A 1,715-nucleotide genomic window follows, 5' to 3' on the forward strand; every position below is an offset into this window, starting at 1 on the left:
TTGAGAGGTAAACCCCTCAAAACTGAACAAAGTTCCGACAATGTGTAGTTCCGTTTTATTCCTTAGAAAGGAGGTGATCCAGCCGCAGGTTCTCCTACGGCTACCTTGTTACGACTTCACCCCAGTCATCTGCCCTGCCTTAGACGGCTCCTTCCCGAAGGTTAGGCCACCGGCTTTGGGCATTGCAAACTTCCATGGTGTGACGGGCGGTGTGTACAAGGCCCGGGAACGTATTCACCGCGGCATGCTGATCCGCGATTACTAGCGATTCCGACTTCGTGCAGTCGAGTTGCAGACTGCAGTCCGAACTGAGAACGGTTTTAAGAGATTAGCTTGCCCTCGCGAGTTCGCTGCTCGTTGTACCGTCCATTGTAGCACGTGTGTAGCCCAGGTCATAAGGGGCATGATGATCTGACGTCGTCCCCACCTTCCTCCGGTTTGTCACCGGCAGTCTCACTAGAGTGCCCAACTGAATGCTGGCAACTAGTAACAAGGGTTGCGCTCGTTGCGGGACTTAACCCAACATCTCACGACACGAGCTGACGACGACCATGCACCACCTGTCATTGCGTCCCCGAAGGGAACGCCTCATCTCTGAGGTTAGCGCAAGATGTCAAGACCTGGTAAGGTTCTTCGCGTAGCTTCGAATTAAACCACATGCTCCACCGCTTGTGCGGGCCCCCGTCAATTCCTTTGAGTTTCAACCTTGCGGTCGTACTCCCCAGGCGGAGTGCTTAATGCGTTAGCTCCGGCACTGAAGGGCGGAAACCCTCCAACACCTAGCACTCATCGTTTACGGCATGGACTACCAGGGTATCTAATCCTGTTCGCTACCCATGCTTTCGAGCCTCAGCGTCAGTTGCAAGCTAGGCAGCCGCCTTCGCCACTGGTGTTCTTCCATATATCTACGCATTCCACCGCTACACATGGAGTTCCACTGCCCTCTCTTGCACTCAAGTTATCCAGTTTCCGATGCACTTCTCCGGTTAAGCCGAAGGCTTTCACATCAGACTTAGAAAACCGCCTGCGCTCGCTTTACGCCCAATAAATCCGGATAACGCTTGCCACCTACGTATTACCGCGGCTGCTGGCACGTAGTTAGCCGTGACTTTCTGGTTGAATACCGTCACTGCGCGAACAGTTACTCTCACGCACGTTCTTCTTCAACAACAGAGTTTTACGAGCCGAAACCCTTCTTCACTCACGCGGTGTTGCTCCATCAGGCTTGCGCCCATTGTGGAAGATTCCCTACTGCTGCCTCCCGTAGGAGTATGGACCGTGTCTCAGTTCCATTGTGGCCGATCAGTCTCTCAACTCGGCTACGCATCATCGCCTTGGTGAGCCGTTACCTCACCAACTAGCTAATGCGCCGCAGGCCCATCCAGAAGTGATAGCCGAAACCATCTTTTAAACGAAAACCATGTGGTTTTCGTTGTTATGCGGTATTAGCACTTGTTTCCAAATGTTGTCCCCCGCTTCTGGGCAGGTTGCCTACGTGTTACTCACCCGTCCGCCACTCGTTGGTAAACCAACGTCAATCAGATGCAAGCATCATCAATCAGTCGGGCCAACGCGTTCGACTTGCATGTATTAGGCACACCGCCGGCGTTCATCCTGAGCCAGGATCAAACTCTCATATAAAATAAGAATTTGAGATAGCTCTCAAAATAAATTAAAGCGAAATTGACTTCGCAAATGTTTTGCTTTGATCTTAC

The 1,715-nt window shown here is 52.1% G+C and carries 1 rRNA gene; it reads right to left on the reverse strand.

Annotated features, from left to right (window positions below):
- Positions 1 to 66: 66 nt before the first annotated feature.
- Positions 67 to 1,641: ribosomal RNA gene (locus tag NFR43_RS08465) — 16S ribosomal RNA — on the reverse strand.
- Positions 1,642 to 1,715 lie beyond the last annotated feature (74 nt).

It is taken from the genome of Limosilactobacillus caecicola, assembly GCF_943192935.1.
GTDB lineage: Bacteria > Bacillota > Bacilli > Lactobacillales > Lactobacillaceae > Limosilactobacillus > Limosilactobacillus caecicola.